The following is a 16,428-nucleotide window of genomic DNA, read 5'->3' as shown; positions in this document are numbered from 1 at the left end:
TATGGCACGCGCACACGTCTACCAGACCCTGATCGTGGGCGCCGGCTTCAGCGGGATCGGTGCGGCGATCAAACTGGCGGAGGCCGGCCTGGCAGACACGGGCGAGATCATCATCCTGGAGCGCAGCGATCGGGTCGGGGGAACCTGGCGCGACACCCGCTATCCGGGTGCCACATGCGACATTCCGTCGCTGCTGTATTCGTTCTCGTTCGTCGCCAACCCGGACTGGTCGCGGGCCTATCCGTCGGCCGGCGAGATCTGTGCGCACATCGAGGACATGGTGGATCGCTTCGACCTGCGCCGCCACATTCGATTCCGCACCGAGGTCACCAGGCTGACGTTCGATGACGACGAAGGCGTGTGGACGGTGTCCGCCGGGCGCACGAAATTTCGGGCCCGCACCGTGGTGCTCGCCTCGGGCCCGTTGCCGGACTCCAGCTTTCCTGCCATCCGCGGCCTGGACTCCTACACCGGACGCAAGATCCACAGCGCCCGGTGGGACCCCGACTACGACTTCACCGGTAAGAAGGTCGCGGTCGTCGGCACCGGAGCCAGCGCGGTACAGATCATCCCGGAACTGGTCGACCGAGCCGGTTTCGTCAAAGTCTTTCAACGCACTCCGGGCTGGGTGATCCCCCGTCTGGACGTGGCGATGCCCGCCGCAGTGCAGGGCCTGTTCGCCAAAGTGCCGGCGGCCCAACAGCTTGCTCGCCAAGCACTGTTCTGGGGACATGAGGCCAGCGCCACCGCGCTGGTGTGGAACACCCCGCTCAGCGGCCTGGTGGCCCAGCTGGGCAAGGCGCACCTGCGGGCAACGGTCAAAGACCCGTGGCTGCGCCGTCAGCTCACCCCGGACTTCACCCCCGGCTGCAAGCGCATGCTGGTCTCCAGCGACTACTACCCCGCCCTGCAGCGCGACAACTGCAAGCTGATCTCCTGGCCGATCGCCACGCTCAGCCCGTCAGGCATCCGCACCAGCGACGGCGTGGAACACCAGCTGGACGCCATCGTGTTCGCGACCGGCTACGACGTGCACCTGACCGGCCCGCCGTTCCCGGTCACCGGGCTGGGCGGTCGGTCGCTGGCCACGGACTGGAGCGGTGGCGCCCAGGCCTTCAAGAGCATTCAGACCCACGGCTACCCGAACCTGTTCTTCATGACCGGCCCCAACTCCGGTCCCGGCCACAACTCACTGCTGGTGTACGTCGAAGGACAGATCGACTACGTGGTGCGTGCCGTCAACGCGATCCGCACCAGGAGTCTGCGCTACCTCGACGTACGTGCGGACGTGCAGCGTCGTCACAACGAGCAGATCCAACAGCGACTGCGCAAGACAACCTGGATGTCGGGGTGTCGCAGCTGGTATCTGACCGAGGACGGCTTCAACGCGTCTATGTACCCGGGGTTCGCGACCCAGTACCTTCGGCAGATGCGTAGTTTCCGTCTCGCCGACTACCACGCAGTGGCATGACCGCCGCGGATCGCCCCGCCAAGCCGGACTCCATCGCCGGGGTGCTGGCCAACCTCCGGCGGGTTCCCCGCCGGGTGCGGCGCGAGTCCCGCGGGGTGATCGAGGCCGCGGTCACCCAGCTCTTCGAGATCGTGGTCCGTCATCCGGGCGGCAGCACGGCATCTCGGGAGTACCGGATCGACGAGCTAGCCCGATTGGGCGGCACTACCTCCCGCAACGTGCGGGTATACCGGGACCGGGATCTGCTGCCGCCGCCGCGGCGGGTCGGTCGGATCGCGTTGTACAACGACACCCACCTGACCCGGCTCCGGCTGATCACCTCGATGCTCGACCGCGGCTACACCCTCGCGCACGTCAAGGAGATGATCGGCGCCTGGGAGCAGGGCAAGGATCTCGGCGACATCCTGGGATTGGAAAGCGCGCTCGCCGGCAGCTGGACCACCGAACGGCCCGAGACCATGCCACGGGCGGAGGCCGAGCGCCGGATCGGCGACCCGCCGGCGATGCGGCGACTGGTGGCGCTCGGGGTGATCCGACTCAACGAGGCCGGCTCCGTTGCCACCATCACCCGGCCCAAACTCATCGATGCGTTCAATGAGGTCCGCGGCTACGGGATCGCCATCGACAAGCTCATCGACCTCTACGAGCAGTCCCTGCCGCACATCGATGCGATCAGCCAGATGCTGGTGCGCGCCGGAGCCGAGCATGTCCTGACCCGGATCCAGCCCGGCGCGCCCCTGCCGGCCGACACCGAGATCGCTGAGCTGATCGGCATGCTGGTGCGGCTGCGCACCCAGGCCGTGGCATCGGTCACCGCCACCCTGGCCTCATCGATCGAATCGACCATCGAGTCGATGGTCAGCGGCCTGCTCGCCGACTCCCTACTGCACTGACCGCTCGGCGCGCGCCGGCTCGCCCTAGGCCAGGGCGAGGAACAGCTTCTCGAGCTCCTCTTCGGAGATCGGCGGTCTGCCGCTGGCGGATTCACCGGCCAGGCATTCGCGAAGCCCGCTCGCGACGATTTTGAAGCCCGCCCGGTCCAGCGCCCGCGAGACCGCGGCAAGCTGGGTCACCACGTCCTTGCAGTCGCGGCCGGCTTCGATCATCGCGATCACTCCGGCGAGCTGGCCGTGGGCCCGGCGCAGCCGGTTCAACACCGACTTGACGCTGTCTTCGTCATCGAGCACGTGAGGTCCTTCCCCGAGCCGCCTTCTATACCCTCTAGGGTATAGCACTCCGCGTGTGATGCGGCGGTCTCAGCGGTCGGCGATCAGATACGGCGCCAGGGTGGCCAGCTTCTCGCAGGTCTCCTCGAATTCCCGCTCCGGCCGCGACTCGGCAATGACACCCGCTCCGGCCCGCAACCAGCAGCGCGTACCGTCGTCGTAGGCGGCCCGCAGGGTCAGCGCGGCATCGAGGCCGCCGTCGGCCGAGAACGTCACCACCGCACCGGAGTACAGACCGCGTGGGCACTCGTCGAGCCGCAGGATGGCGTCGATTCCCGCCGATTTGGGAATCCCCGACGCGGTCACCGCCGGGAACAGCGCTTCGAGAGCATCCATCCGATCGCGGGCAGGATCCAGGCGACCCCGCACCGTCGACCCCAGATGCTGAACGCTCCCCCGCTCCCGAACGGTCATGAAGTCGGCGACGACGGTTGTGGCGGGCTCGGCGATCTCAGTGACCTCGTCCACCGAGGTGCGGACCGAGATCGCGTGCTCCACGATCTCTTTGGCGTCGGATTCCAGCTCGGCTCGCACCGCTGCGTCGATCGCGGGATTCCCGGTACGTGCCCGTGTCCCGGCCAGGGGCTCGGTGACCACCACACCATCGCCGCGCACCTGAGCCACCAGCTCCGGGCTGTACCCGAGCGCCCGGATCCCGCCCAGCCGCAACAAGAATGAGCGCGCCGGAGTGTTGTGCCGCCGGCCCAATCGGTAGGTCGAGGGGAAGTCGAGTGCGAACGGCACGTCGACGCAGCGGGACAGGATCACCTTGCGGTAGCCGCCGGCGCGAATCTCCTCGACCGCGTTCGCCACCCGGCCGCGGTAGTCGGCACCGTCGGCGTCGACCACTATCGGTGACGGCTCGGCCAGCGCGGGAATCCCGTCGGCCAACAGCCGCTCCACCACCTCGACCGCGTGGTCGGTGGGGCCGAACATCTCGACCTGCTCAGCGGTGATCACGATGCGGGTCTGCGGCCAGAACACTCGCGCCAGCGCGGTCCCCGGCGCCAGCCGATCCTGCAGCCCGAAGCGGTAGGTGCCGAATTCGAAAGCCACCCAGCCGAATACCTCAGCCGCCTCGAGCAGCAACCGGTCCACTGCCTCGCCGAGAACCGCGGCGGGCCGACCCCGCCAGTGTTCGCGACGTACCACCCCGTCGCGCACCGTGCGCAGCTCGTCGCTGTCCAGTTCGACGGCCGCACGCACCCCGGCGGCCAGGGTCCAGCTTCCGGCCCGCTCATAGAGCAGGTAGTCCTGACCGTCGCGTTCCGGCAGTTCCGCGGCCAGCGCGGCCGCCAGCTCGGCCGGCTCGATGCCCGGCGGCAACGGCACCGACGACGCAGCTTTGACGACTGTTTCGACACCGACCTCGGACACGTTAGTAAATGTAGCCTTACCTACCACGAGATGCGCACCCCACCCCACCGATCCGTCGGTGAGCAGGGCTTTTGCCGCTGGTCGAGGCCCCCGCTAGCCCAGCAGGGAACGCACCACCGCATCGGCCAGGAGCCGACCGCGGTCGGTCAGCACCAGCCGCTGACCGTCGTCGTTCAGCAGTCCGTCGCGGACCGCGGTTGCGGCGCGCTCGCGCTCGCTCTCATCCAGAACCGCCAGCGCCAGCCCCTCACGCATCCGCAGTCGCAGCATCACATCCTCGGTGTGCCGGTCGGTGTCGGAGAGCTCCTCGAAGCCGGCCACCGGCAGCGTGTTGCGCTCCAGCAGTTGCGCGTAGGTGTTGGGGTGTTTGACGTTCCACCAGCGCAGCGCGCCGTCGTAACTGTGCGCGCCCGGGCCCGCGCCCCACCATCGGCCGCCGTTCCAGTAACCCAGGTTGTGCCGGCAGGCCGCGCCGGGCCGGCTCCAGTTGGACACCTCGTACCAGTCCATGCCGGCCGCCCGCAGCTGCCGGTCGACCAGCTCGTAGCGGTGCGCCGCCACGTCGCCCTCGGGGGCGGGCAGCTCTCCACTTCGCACCCGACGTGCCAGCGCGGTGCCGTCTTCCACAATCAGGCTGTAGGCCGACACGTGATCAACGCCGGCCTCGAGCGCGGCGTCCACCGAACGCAGCAGGTCGTCATCGGTCTCGCCGGGGGTGCCGTAGATCAGGTCCATGTTGAGGTGCTCGAACCCCGCGGCGCGGGCCTCCCGTGCGGCCGCCACCGGCCGACCCGGCAAATGAATACGGTCCAGGGTGGCCAACACAAACGGCGACACCGATTGCATGCCCAACGACACCCGGGTGTAGCCGGCGGCCAGAATCGTCTCGAAGAACTCCGGCGACGTCGACTCCGGATTCGCCTCGGTGGTGACCTCGGCGCCGTCGGCCAGCCTGAAGTGTGCGCGGACGCGATCGAGCACGCGCGCCAACCGGACCCCGCCCAGCAGCGACGGCGTTCCGCCTCCGACGAACACCGTGTCGACAGCCGGCGTGCCCAGCCGGGCAGCGGCCAGTTCCAGCTCCTTGTCCAACGCCGTCACCCAGGCATCCGGGTTCGCGCCGCCGAGCTCCGCCGGGGTGTAGGTGTTGAAGTCGCAGTAGCCGCACCGCGAGAAACAGAACGGCACGTGCACATACACCCCGAACGGGCCATCGTCGCCGCGTCGGGCCGTCGCCACCTCGGGCAGCTCTACGGCAGTCGGGGTCGGTGTCATGGGGCCCGATCATCCCATGGAGTGCGGGACGGTGCCGTCAGTCAGTCGGTCGGCGCGCCGGTCCCAGGGGTGTCTGCGTAGAGCGTCGTCACATAGTGGGTCAGCGAGCCGACCGGCGCGCCCGCCGCAGTACTTCCGCGCGACACACATCCCGCCCATGCCCCGGGACCCCGGGCGGCCATGATGCGCTTGGCGACGACGATCTGCTGTTGCCGGGTGGCCTGCGAGGGCAGTCCCACACCGTTGGCGTCCCAATCCGCCGCACTGATCTGCAGCCCGCCGTAACCGGCGCCGGTGGCGGCCGACCAGTTCCCGCCGGACTCGCACAGCGCGATGGCCTCCCAGTCAATGGGGTCGGCGCTGGCCGCACCGGACAATTCGGCCGCGCCTGCCACCAGCACACCGGCCGCAAGCGCTGTGAACTTCCTCATACCAACTCCACCCTGCTGGCCAGCCAGCGACCGTCGACCTTGTCCAGGGTCATCCGGATCCGGGTGTGGTCGAGCACGGGTTCGGGGTTGTCGGCGTTGCGCACGGCCTGGTCGACCAACAACACCACGACGGCGTGGGTGCGGTCGGCGGACTTCAGCACTGCCTCGGCGACGTGGCCGCGCGCCGTCGCCTGATTGTCGATCAGTTGCTGGCGCAACCGCACGCTGGAGCGGGTGTGCATGGTCTGGAACTGACCGGTCGAGCCATCGGTGATGTCGGCGAAGTTGCGATCGATGTTGTCGGCGTCGAAACTGCTGAGCCGCAACACATATGCTTCGGCTGCCGCCAATGCCTGTTCACCGGCGAGGTGAGTTTGGTAATGCTGGACGGCCAGCCATCCGCCGCACCCGACGGTGGCCGCCAATGTCGCCACGGCCAGCCAGCGGCGCAGCTGAGCCCGGCCGCTCGTACGCGACGGCGGGTCGGCGGCCGGCGGTGGATCCCACGCCGGTTCCCATCCGAAGTCGACACTCACCTGTCCCACCCGCCTTCCGATCGGCTGTCCCGCTGCGGTGGCCCGGCCCCGGAGTTTCCTCACCCCCGAACCGTTCCGACCCGCTCCCCGCCCCACCGCCTCAGCATCGGGCCCCAAATGAGTTTTGCTCACGACGATCACAACTTTGCGCCGGTAAGGAAGATTTTTGGCATCCATGGCATAATCGCCCGTGTGACCGCCGCCTACTGCACCTCGTCCGGGGTTGCCTTGGTGGCTCGGCGGCATATCGATCTCAAGCGTGTATGCAGCTGTCGCTGTCTGCCTTGATGTCGTAGAACCGCCCCACCTGTTTTTGCCAGCTGGCCGTCGGATCTGCGCCGCCGGAGACAGTTGCCGGCAGACCGCGCTCGATCCCGCCGGCTCCCCTTTTAAGGAGAATCGATGACCGCCACTCCGACTGCTCCACCGAGCCGGCCCAAGCGCAGTGAGGCCCAGTGGGCGCTCGGCGAGACCGAACCGGTCAACCACAACGAGCAGTTCAAGCAGGAAGACCCGGCGCTGAACGTACAGGCCCGGATCATCGATGTGTACTCCAAGCAGGGGTTCGACTCCATCACCAAGGACGACCTGCGGGGGCGCTTCCGCTGGATGGGCCTCTACACCCAGCGTGAGCAGGGCTATGACGGCACCTTCACCGGCGACGAGAACGCCGACCTGCTCGAGGCCAAGTACTTCATGCTTCGGGTGCGTTGCGACGGCAAGGCGCTGTCGGCCGCCGCGATGCGGACGCTGGGCCAGATCTCGGTCGACTACGCCCGCAACACCGCGGACATCTCCGACCGCAACAACCTGCAGTACCACTGGATCGAGATCGAGAAGGTCCCGGAGATCTGGGACCGGCTGGACGCGGTCGGACTGCAGACCATCGAGGCCTGCGGCGACTGTCCGCGTGGCCTGCTCGGGTCGCCGCTGGCCGGTGAATCGCTCGACGAGGTGCTCGACGCCACGCCCGCGCTCGACGAGATCGTCCGCCGTTACATCGGCAACCCGGAGTTCGCCAACCTGCCGCGCAAGTTCAAGACCGCGGTCTCGGGCCTGCCGGATGTCGCCCACGAGATCAACGACATCTCGTTCATCGGCGTCAACCACCCCGAGCATGGGCCCGGTTTCGACCTGTGGGTCGGCGGCGGCCTGTCCACCAACCCGATGCTGGCTCAGCGCCTGGGCGCGTGGGTGCCGCTGGACGAGGTGCCCGATGTCTGGGAGGGCGTCACCAGCCTGTTCCGTGACTACGGCTACCGCCGGCTGCGTTCCAAGGCGCGGCTGAAGTTCCTGGTCAAGGACTGGGGAGTCGAGAAGTTCCGCGAAGTCCTCGAGACCGAGTACCTCAAGCGCCCGCTGATCGACGGGCCGCCCACGCCGCAGCACACCGCGACCGTCGACCACGTCGGGGTGCAGAAGACGCGCAATGGCCTCAACGCGATCGGGGTGGCCCCGATCTCCGGCCGGGTGAACGGCGCCACGCTGCTCAAGGTTGCGGAATTGATGGAGCAGGTCGGTTCCGACCGGGCCCGGTTCACGCCGTACCAGAAGCTGGTCATCCTCGACGTTCCCGACGAGAAGGTCGACGACCTGGTCGCGGAGCTGGATGCCCTGGGACTGCCGGCCAACCCGTCGCCGTGGCGGCGCAACCTGATGGCCTGCACCGGCCTGGAGTTCTGCAAGCTCTCGTTCGTTGAGACCCGGGTGCGGGCCCAGAGCCTGGTCCCCGAACTCGAACAGCGACTCGACGACCTCAACGCCGTGCTGGACGTGCCGATCACGGTCAACATCAACGGATGCCCGAACTCGTGTGCCCGCATCCAGGTGGCCGACATCGGCTTCAAGGGCCAGATGATCGACGACGGCAACGGCAATTCGGTCCCCGGCTTCCAGGTGCACCTCGGCGGCAGCCTGGGCGCCGACAGCGGATTCGGGCGCAAGCTGCGCCAGCACAAGGTTTACAGCGACGACCTGGGCGACTACATCGAGCGGGTGGTGCGCAACTTCATCAAGCAGCGCAACCCTGGCGAACGGTTCGCGCAGTGGGCGGTGCGTGCGGAAGAAGATGATCTGCGGTGAGGCCCCATAGCGAAGCGGAGCTGCGCGAGCTGGCCGCCAAGGGTGCGGCCGAGCTCGACGGCGCTTCGGCCCGGGAGTTGCTGGAGTGGACCGATACCCACTTCGGCGGGCCCGGCGGTTCGGCCGCCGACTGCAACTATGTCGTGGCGTCGAACATGGCCGACGCCGTGCTGGTGGACTTGGCGGCCAAGGTCCGCACCGGTGTGCCGGTGCTGTTCCTCGACACCGGCTACCACTTCGCCGAGACCATCGGCACCCGCGATGCGGTGGAGTCGGTGCATGACATCGCGCTGGTCAATGTCACCCCGGAGCAGACGGTCGCCGAGCAGGACAGCACCCGCGGCAAAGACCTGTTCGCGTCCGATCCGGCGACGTGTTGCCGGCTGCGCAAGGTCGAGCCGCTGGCTCGCACCCTGCGCGGCTACTCGGCGTGGGTGACCGGGCTGCGCCGGGTGGAGGCCCCGACCCGCGCCAACGCACCGTTGATCAGTTTCGACGAACAGTTCGGCCTGGTGAAGGTCAACCCCCTGGCGGCGTGGACCGATGCGGAGATGGACGCCTACATCGTGGCCAACAACGTGCTGGTCAACCCGTTGATCGAGGAGGGCTATCCCTCGATCGGCTGTGCACCGTGCACCAGGAAACCCGAAGCCGGCGCCGACCCGCGCAGCGGGCGCTGGGCCGGCCTGGCCAAAACCGAATGCGGGCTGCACGTCTCGTGACCACCACGCTGGTGTTGACCGCCCACGGCAGCCGCGATCCGCGCTCGGCGGCCAACACCCATGCGATCGCCGGCCACTTGCGGCGGGTGGCGCCCGAATACGCCGTGCGGGTGGCGTTCTGCGAGCACAACTCCCCGAAGCTGCCGGACGTGCTGGGCGAGCGCCCCACCGAGGGTTCCGACACCGTCGTGGTGCCCTTGCTGCTGGCCAGCGCCTACCATGCCCGCGTCGATATTCCGGCGATGATCGCGCAGTCCGGTGCCGCCGTTCGGGTTGCGCCCACACTGGGCGAGGACAGCCGCCTGGTCCAGGTCCTCGGGCAACGCCTGACCGCCGCCGGCGCGTCGCGGTTCGACCCCGGCCTGGGTGTGGTGGTGGTCGCCGTGGGCTCCTCGCATGCCACGGCCAACGCCCAAACCGCCACGATCGCTAACCCGCTGGCTCGCGGAACACGGTGGGCGGGAGTCGAAGTCGCCTTCGCCACCAGCGGACCGCAGCCGTCGGTGCCCGAAGCGGTCGAACGGCTGCGCGAGCGTGGCGCCACCACGGTGATGATCGCGCCGTGGTTCTTAGCCCACGGCCAGATCACCGACCGGGTCGCGGCCTATGCCGCCCGGGCCGGCATCCCGATGGCCGAGCCGCTGGGCGCGCACCGCCTGGTGGCCGCCACCGTCCTCGACCGCGTCGAAGGTGTGCTCAACGCACGCAGCGCCGCCTGATCCGGCGAGCGCCTGGGCGAAAAAGCCTGTTGCATACCGCGTTTCCGCCGGGGATTCTCAGCTCCCGGTTGTCGCCACAGCCGCGTCGGCGGTAGCCACGTCACTGAGCGGGGGTACCCGGGTGGCCCGCGCGTAGACGGTGTCTCCCTCGGCCAGCGCGAGCGCTTCGGCATCCCCCCGGGTGATCTGCGCGGTGAACGGCATGTTCGTGGCCGCGTTGGTCAATTCCACCCGAACCTCGAAGCCCAGGACCACCACACGGTCGACGATGGCGCGCACCACCCCGACTCCGTCGGTCCCGTCGACGCCCGCCGGCGGGACCGCCATGTCCGGAGTACGGCCGACCCGAATGTCGTGCGGCCGGACCAGGGCTCCGTTGAGCGAGGACACCGCCCCCAGAAACGACATGACGAACGCGTTCGCCGGGGCGTCGTAAACCTCGGTGGGACTGCCGAGCTGCTCGATGCGCCCCTGGTTCAGCACGGCGATCCGGTCCGCGACGTCCAGCGCCTCAGCCTGGTCGTGCGTGACCAACACGGTCGTGACGTGCACCTCGTCGTGCAGGCGGCGCAGCCACGCCCGCAGGTCCTCGCGGACCTTGGCGTCCAGCGCGCCGAACGGCTCGTCGAGCAGCAGCACCTGCGGGTCCACCGCCAGGGCCCTGGCCAGAGCCATCCGCTGACGCTGACCGCCGGAGAGCTGGTTGGGATAGCGATTCTGGAAACCGCTGAGCCCCACCACTTCCAGCAGGTTGTCCACCTTCTCCTTGACTTCGGCTTTGGGCCGCTTGCGAATCTTGAGCCCGAACGCCACATTGTCGCGGACCGTCATGTGTTTGAACGCCGCGTAGTGCTGAAAGACGAACCCGATACCGCGGCGCTGCGGCGGGACCCCGGTGACGTCGGCGCCGTTGATGGTGATGGTGCCGCTGTCCGGGTGGTCCAGGCCGGCGATCGCCCGCAGCAGAGTCGACTTACCCGAGCCGCTGGGGCCGAGCAGCGCCGTGAGCGAACCGGCCGGGACCGCGAAGTCGACGTTGTCCAGTGCCACGAAGTCGCCGTAGCGCTTGTTCGCCCCCTGCACCGTGATTGCGTTGCTCATTTGCTCACCTTTCCGGCCCGGCGCATGTCGAGCACCACCTGAACGATCAACACCAGCACCGACACCGCCATCAGCAGTGTGGACAGGGCGTAGGCGCCGTATTCGGCGCCGCGGTTGTAGCGGTCGGACACCAGAAGCGTGAGCGTCTGGGACTTGCCGGGCAGGTTCGACGACACGATCAGCACCGCGCCGTACTCGCCGAGGGTGCGTGCGACGGTCAGCACGATCCCGTAGGTCAGGCCCCACCGGATGGAGGGCAGGGTGATACGCCAGAACGTCTGCCACCCGCTGGACCCCAGCGTCGCCGCGGCCTCCTCCATGTCGGTGCCCAGCTCGTGCAACACCGGTTCGACTTCCCGGATCACAAACGGCAGCGTGACGAAGATGCTGGCCAACACGATGCCGGGCAGACCGAAGATGATCTTGAAGCCCCAGTCGTTCTCGACGAAGCCCAGCAGCCCCGACGATCCCCACAGCACGACGAGCGCAACGCCGACGATCACCGGCGACACGGCGAACGGCAGATCGATCACCGCCTGGAGCACGCCCTTGCCCCGGAACCTGTTGCGGGCCAAGACCAGCGCCGTGGGTATCCCGAAGATGACGTTCAGCGGAACCACGATCGCCACCACCAGCAGCGACAGCTGCAGCGCCGAGATCGCGGCCGGAGTCGAGATGTAGGCGAAGAACTGTCCGAAACCCGGGGCGAAGCTGCGCCACAGGATCAACGACACCGGGACGATCAGCAGCAGGCCGATATAGCTCAGCGAGACGAAGCGAATCAGGTACCGGACTTTCGGCGACGACGTCATGACCGCTCCTGCCGCTTGGTCACCCGGGCTCCCAGCACTCGCAGCGCGAGCAGCACCAGGAAGGAGATCCCCAGCAGCACCAACGAGATGGCCGCCGCGCCGGTCCGGTCGTCGTTCTCGATCAGAGTGCGGATCCACTGCGAGGACACTTCGGTCTTCCCGGGCACCGCACCGCCGATCAGCACCACCGAGCCGAATTCACCGATCGCCCGCGAGAACGCCAGTCCCGCTCCGGTCAGCAGCGCCGGTGCCAGCGAGGGCAGCACCACCACGCGGAAGATGGTGAACCCGGAGGCCCCCAGGGATGCGGCCGCCTCCTCGACTTCGCGATCGATCTCCAACAGCACCGGCTGCACGGACCGCACCACGAACGGCAGCGTGACGAACGCCAGCGCCAGGCCGACGCCGGCCGCGGTGTGCTGCAGGTGCAGGTTCACCGGGCTGGCCGGACCGTACAGTGCCAGCATCACCAGGCTGGCGACAATGGTCGGCAGCGCGAACGGCAGGTCGATGAGCACGTCGATGAAGCGTTTGCCGATGAAGTCGTCCCGCACCAGCATCCAGGCGATCAGGAGCCCGAAAACCACGTTGACGGCCGTGACGCCGGCCGCGATCGTCAACGTCACCCGGAACGACTCCAGTGCGGCGTGCGAGGTCACCGCCTGCTCGAAAGCCCGCCAGCCGCCGCCGGCGGACTGCCAGGCGATGGCCGCCAGCGGTGCCAGCACGATCAGTGACAGCCACACCACCGCGGCGCCCACCCGCAGGGAGACGGCCTCGCGCCGCAGCCCCGAGGAGCCCCGCGTCGCCGGCGGCGACGCCTCGTCGTCGACCACGGGCGCACTCATCCGGTGGCCTGGGTGTAGATCTTGGTGATGGATCCGCTCTCCTTGTCGAACAGCGCACTGTCGACAACGCTCCAGCCGCCCAGGTCGGCGACGGTCCAGAGTTGGTCGGGAGCCGGGAACGAGCCGCTGAACTCCGCGGCGACGCTCGGGTCGGCCGGGCGGAAGCCGGCTTCGGCCCACAGGCGTTGCGCGGCGGGGGTGTACTGGAAGTTCTTGAACGCGGTGGCGGCTTCCAGGTGCCTGCTCGAACTCACCACCGCCAGGGGATTCTCGATCTTGAAGGTCTGCGGCGGGTTGACGTGCTCCACCGGCTTGCCCTTGCGCTCGACGGCGATCGCCTCGTTCTCGTAGCTGATCAGCACGTCCCCGCTGCCCTGCAGGAAGACGTCGGTGGCCTCGCGGCCTGAGCCGGGACGCAGCTTGACGTGGTTGCTGACCAGTTGATCGACGAAGTCCAGACCGGCCTGCGGGTTCTTGCCGCCTTCGCTTTTGACCGCATAGGGGGCCAACAGATTCCACTTCGCCGACCCCGAGCTCAGCGGACTGGGGCTGATCACCTCCACCTCGGGGCGCAGCAGGTCGTCCCAGTCCTTGATGTGCTTGGGATTGCCCTGCCGCACCACCAGCGTGACCACCGACCCGAACGGGATGCCCCTGGTGACGTCGGCGTTCCAGTCCTCGGCGATTTTGCCGGCCTTGACCAGCCGGGTGATGTCGGGTTCCACCGAGAAGTTCACCAGGTCCGCGGGTTTGCCGCTGACCACGCCGCGGGACTGGTCCCCCGATGCGCCGTAGGAGGTGACGACCTGGACGTCAGCCCCCTGTTCGGTGGCGTAGAAGGCCGGAATCACCTTGCTCCAGCCCGGCTCGGGGACCGCGTAGGCCACCAGGGTCAAGGTGGTGTGGGCCTCCGACCGCCCGCCGCCGCCGACCACGTCGCTGGGACCGCCGCCACAGCCGGTGAGCGTGGTGAAGGCCAAGGCGGCTGCCAGCGCCAATGCGGCACTGCGCGCGATGGTTCTGGGCATTGGTGACCTTTCTCGGCGATCCGTACGAACCTCAGCAGAAGTGCTTGTCCGTCGGATCGCGAAAAGGCATTCGCTGGAGTTTTTGTGCGTCAGCAATGACGACACCGTGCGCCGACGGGTGGCGATGTCAGCGACAACAGTGCAGGTCGGCCACAGCGGAAGTGATCACGGCGAGCATCGGGAACGCCACAACCTGGCGCCGCCGGTCACCGGTCGCTGCGAACATGCCGGGAAGCATAACAGAGGCTCAGCTTCTCACCAGTTGGTCAGCGGGTCAGCAACCAGCTGACGATCACCAGCAGGATGAGACTGACCAGCACCAGGGTCACTTGTGAGCGCGGCATCAGCGGGTCCCGCCGTCACGACCGTGCCGGACACGTTCGAGCACCCGGATTCCCTCCCCCAACAGCGCATCCAGCAGCGACGCCAGACCGTAGGCCAACAACAACACCACCGGCATCACCACGGCGGTCTGGACCACGAAGCCCAGGCCGGACAGCCAGAGCTCGACGCCGTCCCACCAGCTCAGGAAGCCCACCACCCAGCCCACCTTAGCGGTGATCGCGAGCGCGGCGAAGCCGGGCGAAGCGGGTCACCGCCGATCAGCACCGCGGTGATCGCGAGCGCGGCGAAGCCGGGCGAAGCGGATCACCGCCCACCAGCACCGCGGTGATCGCGAGCGCGGCGAAGCCGGGCGAAGCGGATCACCGCAGCCCCGGGCCCCGGTCCGCCCGGGTAGACGTGCGGCAGGCCGCCAGCGATGATGACCGCATGGACCTGCACACCCCGCCGGGCGATGCACCCGCTCCCGCCGCTCCCGAGGCCGCCGGCACGGTGGCCACGCCGCCCCTGTCGGCCACCGCACCGGTGCCCTATGCGGCGTCACAGAGCCAGGTCCGCAACCCTTTTCCGCCGATCGCGGACTACGCCTTCCTGTCGGACTGCGAGAACACCTGCCTGATCTCGGCGGCCGGTTCGGTGGAGTGGATGTGCCTGCCGCGTCCGGACTCCCCCAGCGTCTTCGGCGCTCTGCTGGACCGCAGCGCGGGGCACTTTCGGCTCGGCCCCTACGGGGTGTCGGTGCCCGCGGCGCGGCGCTACCTGCCCGGCAGTCCGATCATGGAGACCACCTGGCAGACCCACACCGGCTGGCTGATCGTGCGGGACGCGCTGGTGATGGGTAAGTGGCACGACATCGAGGCCCGGTCGCAGACCCACCGCCGGACCCCCACCGATTGGGACGCAGAACACATCCTGCTGCGCACGGTGCGCTGTGTCAGCGGCACCGTCGAACTGACCATGAGCTGCGAGCCGGCGTTCGACTATCACCGCACCAGCGCCACCTGGGAGTACTCGTCGAACGCCTACGGTGAGGCCATAGCGCGGGCCCGGCAGAATCCCGACGCCCATCCCACCCTGCGCCTGACGACGAACCTGCGGCTGGGGTTGGAGGGCCGCGAGGCCCGCGCCCGGACCCGGCTGACCGAGGGCGATGACGTGTTCGTCGCCTTGAGCTGGTCGAAACACCCTGCACCGCAGAGCTACGCCGAAGCCGCCGACAAGATGTGGAACACCACCGAGTGCTGGCGCCAGTGGATCAACGTCGGCAACTTCCCCGACCACCCCTGGCGTTCCTATCTGCAGCGCAGTGCGCTCACACTCAAGGGCCTGACCTACTCCCCGACCGGGGCCCTGCTGGCCGCGCCGACGACGTCGCTGCCCGAAACGCCTCAGGGCGAACGAAATTGGGACTACCGCTACAGCTGGGTGCGGGACTCGGCGTTCACCCTGTGGGGCCTGTACACGCTGGGCCTGGACCGGGAAGCCGACGACTTCTTCTCCTTCATCGCCGATGTGTCCGGTGTCAACAACGGCCAGCAGCATCCGTTGCAGGTGATGTACGGCGTCGGCGGGGAGCACGAGCTGGTCGAGGAGGAGCTGGACCACCTGTCCGGTTACGACAACGCCCGTCCGGTGCGGATCGGAAACGGTGCCTACAACCAGCAACAGCACGACATCTGGGGCACCATGCTCGACTCGGTCTACCTGCACGCCAAGTCTCGCGAGCAGATCCCCGAGACCCTGTGGCCGGTGCTCAAACGCCAGGTGGAGGAAGCCATCAAGCATTGGCGCGAACCCGACCGGGGCATCTGGGAGGTGCGGGGCGAACCGCAGCACTTCACCTCCTCGAAGGTGATGTGCTGGGTGGCGCTGGATCGTGGGTCGAAGCTGGCCGAACTGCAGGGCGCGGTGTCCTATGCCAAGCAGTGGCGGGCGATCGCCGAGGAGATCAAGGCCGATGTACTGGCCAACGGGGTGGATTCCCGGGGTGTGCTGACCCAGACATACGGCAGCACGGCGCTGGACGCGTCCCTGCTGCTGGTGGTGCTGACCCGGTTTCTGCCGGCCGACGACCCGCGGGTGCGCGCCACCGTGATGGCGATCGCCGAGGAACTCACCGAAGACGGTCTGGTGCTGCGGTATCGGACCGAGGAGACCGACGACGGCCTGTCCGGGGCCGAGGGCACCTTCACCATCTGCTCGTTCTGGCTGGTGTCGGCGCTGGTGGAGATCGGCGAGGTCAGCCGCGCCAAGCACCTGTGCGAGCGGCTGTTGTCGTTTGCCAGCCCGCTGCACCTCTACGCCGAGGAGATCGAGCCCCGCACCGGCAGGCACCTGGGCAACTTCCCGCAGGCCTTCACCCACCTGGCGCTGATCAACGCCGTTGTGCACGTGATCCGCGCCGAGGAGGAGGCCGACTCCACCGGAGGCTTCCAGCCCGCGAACGCGCCGATGTAAC

At 68.3% G+C, this 16,428-nt stretch carries 17 protein-coding genes; 6 read left to right on the top strand and 11 right to left on the bottom strand.

All coding sequences use genetic code 11. The features are described 5' to 3' along the window. Position 1: 1 nt before the first annotated feature. A complete protein-coding gene (locus AWC02_RS16115) occupies positions 2–1,471 on the top strand; it encodes a flavin-containing monooxygenase (RefSeq protein ID WP_076050432.1) in 1,470 nt (489 codons plus the stop codon). After that, positions 1,468–2,364, top strand: coding sequence for a MerR family transcriptional regulator (locus AWC02_RS16110; RefSeq protein ID WP_085129723.1), 897 nt, complete (start codon positions 1,468–1,470; stop codon positions 2,362–2,364). The genes AWC02_RS16115 and AWC02_RS16110 overlap by 4 nt, the downstream gene beginning before the upstream one ends. Before the next feature lie 24 nt (positions 2,365–2,388). On the opposite strand, the gene AWC02_RS16105 is transcribed toward AWC02_RS16110, so the two are convergent. The 5 genes from AWC02_RS16105 to AWC02_RS16085 form a co-directional block, all read right to left on the bottom strand. After that, positions 2,389–2,658 carry a metal-sensitive transcriptional regulator gene (locus AWC02_RS16105; RefSeq protein WP_076050431.1) on the bottom strand — a complete coding sequence of 90 codons (270 nt, stop codon included), beginning with the start codon at positions 2,656–2,658 and terminating at the stop codon, positions 2,389–2,391. Positions 2,659–2,727: 69 nt separating this feature from the next. Then, a complete protein-coding gene (locus AWC02_RS16100) occupies positions 2,728–4,074 on the bottom strand; it encodes a salicylate synthase (protein WP_076050430.1) in 1,347 nt (448 codons plus the stop codon). Between the two features lie 93 nt (positions 4,075–4,167). Next, positions 4,168–5,349 carry a radical SAM family heme chaperone HemW gene (gene hemW, locus AWC02_RS16095; RefSeq protein ID WP_085129722.1) on the bottom strand — a complete coding sequence of 394 codons (1,182 nt, stop codon included), beginning with the start codon at positions 5,347–5,349 and terminating at the stop codon, positions 4,168–4,170. 41 nt (positions 5,350–5,390) lie between these two features. Beyond that, positions 5,391–5,780 carry a transglycosylase family protein gene (locus AWC02_RS16090; RefSeq protein ID WP_085129721.1) on the bottom strand — a complete coding sequence of 130 codons (390 nt, stop codon included), beginning with the start codon at positions 5,778–5,780 and terminating at the stop codon, positions 5,391–5,393. Continuing rightward, positions 5,777–6,316 carry a hypothetical protein gene (locus AWC02_RS16085; RefSeq protein ID WP_234806581.1) on the bottom strand — a complete coding sequence of 180 codons (540 nt, stop codon included), beginning with the start codon at positions 6,314–6,316 and terminating at the stop codon, positions 5,777–5,779. The genes AWC02_RS16090 and AWC02_RS16085 overlap by 4 nt, the downstream gene beginning before the upstream one ends. Positions 6,317–6,718: 402 nt before the next feature. Between AWC02_RS16085 and AWC02_RS16080 the strand changes: the two genes are divergently transcribed. Genes AWC02_RS16080 through AWC02_RS16070 form a run of 3 tightly spaced genes read left to right on the top strand, consistent with a single transcriptional unit; the run spans position 6,719 to position 9,839 of the window. Further along, complete coding sequence (locus AWC02_RS16080) at positions 6,719–8,398, top strand: nitrite/sulfite reductase (protein WP_085129720.1); 1,680 nt, start codon at positions 6,719–6,721, stop codon at positions 8,396–8,398. Beyond that, on the top strand, positions 8,395–9,120 hold the full coding sequence (locus tag AWC02_RS16075) for a phosphoadenylyl-sulfate reductase (protein ID WP_085129719.1): 726 nt from the start codon (positions 8,395–8,397) through the stop codon (positions 9,118–9,120). The genes AWC02_RS16080 and AWC02_RS16075 overlap by 4 nt, the downstream gene beginning before the upstream one ends. Beyond that, positions 9,099–9,839, top strand: coding sequence for a sirohydrochlorin chelatase (locus AWC02_RS16070; protein ID WP_085129718.1), 741 nt, complete (start codon positions 9,099–9,101; stop codon positions 9,837–9,839). The genes AWC02_RS16075 and AWC02_RS16070 overlap by 22 nt, the downstream gene beginning before the upstream one ends. A gap of 57 nt (positions 9,840–9,896) precedes the next feature. Here the strand turns inward: AWC02_RS16070 and AWC02_RS16065 are convergent, their stop codons facing one another. The 6 genes from AWC02_RS16065 to AWC02_RS16045 form a co-directional block, all read right to left on the bottom strand. Further along, positions 9,897–10,940, bottom strand: a complete 1,044-nt coding sequence (locus AWC02_RS16065; protein WP_085129717.1) for a sulfate/molybdate ABC transporter ATP-binding protein — start codon at positions 10,938–10,940, stop codon at positions 9,897–9,899. After that, the gene (gene cysW, locus AWC02_RS16060) at positions 10,937–11,752 is read right to left on the bottom strand and encodes a sulfate ABC transporter permease subunit CysW (protein WP_085129716.1); all 816 of its coding nucleotides are present in this window, start codon (positions 11,750–11,752) and stop codon (positions 10,937–10,939) included. The genes AWC02_RS16065 and cysW overlap by 4 nt, the downstream gene beginning before the upstream one ends. Next, positions 11,749–12,600, bottom strand: coding sequence for a sulfate ABC transporter permease subunit CysT (gene cysT / locus AWC02_RS16055; protein ID WP_085129715.1), 852 nt, complete (start codon positions 12,598–12,600; stop codon positions 11,749–11,751). Before cysT ends, cysW begins: the two co-directional genes overlap by 4 nt. After that, positions 12,597–13,628: a sulfate ABC transporter substrate-binding protein gene (locus AWC02_RS16050; RefSeq protein WP_085129714.1), complete on the bottom strand. Its 1,032-nt coding sequence runs from the start codon at positions 13,626–13,628 to the stop codon at positions 12,597–12,599. The genes cysT and AWC02_RS16050 overlap by 4 nt, the downstream gene beginning before the upstream one ends. 127 nt (positions 13,629–13,755) lie before the next feature. Then, the gene (locus tag AWC02_RS23050) at positions 13,756–13,854 is read right to left on the bottom strand and encodes an Ms4533A family Cys-rich leader peptide (RefSeq protein WP_419179280.1); all 99 of its coding nucleotides are present in this window, start codon (positions 13,852–13,854) and stop codon (positions 13,756–13,758) included. 117 nt (positions 13,855–13,971) lie between these two features. Then, on the bottom strand, positions 13,972–14,169 hold the full coding sequence (locus tag AWC02_RS16045) for a hypothetical protein (protein ID WP_085129769.1): 198 nt from the start codon (positions 14,167–14,169) through the stop codon (positions 13,972–13,974). Between the two features lie 230 nt (positions 14,170–14,399). On the opposite strand from AWC02_RS16045, the gene AWC02_RS16040 reads away from it, so the two are divergent. Further along, positions 14,400–16,427, top strand: a complete 2,028-nt coding sequence (locus AWC02_RS16040) for a glycoside hydrolase family 15 protein (protein WP_085129768.1) — start codon at positions 14,400–14,402, stop codon at positions 16,425–16,427. The last annotated feature ends 1 nt before the right edge of the window (position 16,428 follow it).

The sequence above is a fragment of the Mycolicibacter engbaekii genome, assembly GCF_002101585.1.
GTDB classification, from domain to species: domain Bacteria; phylum Actinomycetota; class Actinomycetes; order Mycobacteriales; family Mycobacteriaceae; genus Mycobacterium; species Mycobacterium engbaekii.
The sequence above is the reverse complement of the archived record's forward strand: the minus strand, read 5'-3'. Positions and strand labels throughout refer to the sequence as shown.

Bases quoted from the DNA above. Each gene is read 5' to 3' on its own strand.
- AWC02_RS23050 (WP_419179280.1), bottom strand. From the start codon at position 13,854: ATGTTCGCAGCGACCGGTGACCGGCGGCGCCAGGTTGTGGCGTTCCCG.
- AWC02_RS16090 (WP_085129721.1), bottom strand. From the start codon at position 5,780: ATGAGGAAGTTCACAGCGCTTGCGGCCGGTGTGCTGGTGGCAGGCGCG.
- hemW (WP_085129722.1), bottom strand. From the start codon at position 5,349: ATGACACCGACCCCGACTGCCGTAGAGCTGCCCGAGGTGGCGACGGCC.
- AWC02_RS16080 (WP_085129720.1), top strand. From the start codon at position 6,719: ATGACCGCCACTCCGACTGCTCCACCGAGCCGGCCCAAGCGCAGTGAG.
- AWC02_RS16065 (WP_085129717.1), bottom strand. From the start codon at position 10,940: ATGAGCAACGCAATCACGGTGCAGGGGGCGAACAAGCGCTACGGCGAC.
- AWC02_RS16115 (WP_076050432.1), top strand. From the start codon at position 2: ATGGCACGCGCACACGTCTACCAGACCCTGATCGTGGGCGCCGGCTTC.
- AWC02_RS16070 (WP_085129718.1), top strand. From the start codon at position 9,099: ATGCGGGCTGCACGTCTCGTGACCACCACGCTGGTGTTGACCGCCCAC.
- AWC02_RS16040 (WP_085129768.1), top strand. From the start codon at position 14,400: ATGGACCTGCACACCCCGCCGGGCGATGCACCCGCTCCCGCCGCTCCC.
- cysT (WP_085129715.1), bottom strand. From the start codon at position 12,600: ATGAGTGCGCCCGTGGTCGACGACGAGGCGTCGCCGCCGGCGACGCGG.
- cysW (WP_085129716.1), bottom strand. From the start codon at position 11,752: ATGACGTCGTCGCCGAAAGTCCGGTACCTGATTCGCTTCGTCTCGCTG.
- AWC02_RS16050 (WP_085129714.1), bottom strand. From the start codon at position 13,628: ATGCCCAGAACCATCGCGCGCAGTGCCGCATTGGCGCTGGCAGCCGCC.
- AWC02_RS16110 (WP_085129723.1), top strand. From the start codon at position 1,468: ATGACCGCCGCGGATCGCCCCGCCAAGCCGGACTCCATCGCCGGGGTG.